At 66.4% G+C, this 229-nt stretch carries 1 protein-coding gene; it reads left to right on the plus strand.

Annotation, left to right across the window (positions count from 1 at the left end; translation table 11 throughout):
- A partial coding sequence (locus tag ACEN8I_RS24235; protein ID WP_413331208.1) for a TonB-dependent receptor plug domain-containing protein occupies positions 1–229 on the plus strand: 229 nt, incomplete at both ends.

Genomic DNA, 229 nt, shown 5'->3' on the forward strand with positions numbered 1-229 from the left:
GGTGCGCGGCGAGGACATGGCCGAGCGCCAGGTGTCGAAGCTGGGCGACGTGTTCGCGCTCGACGCCTCGGTGAGCGACAACAGCGGCGCCTACAGCGCTTGGGCCAGCTACATCACGGTGCGGGGCTTGCCGCTGGACTGGCAGAACGGCTACCGCATCAACGGCCAGCCCTTTCTCAGCTACGCCATCACCCTGCCCTACGAGCACTTCGAGCAGATCGAACTGCTC

It is taken from the genome of Polaromonas sp. CT11-55, assembly GCF_047303325.1.
In the GTDB taxonomy this organism is placed as follows: Bacteria; Pseudomonadota; Gammaproteobacteria; order Burkholderiales; family Burkholderiaceae_C; genus Polaromonas.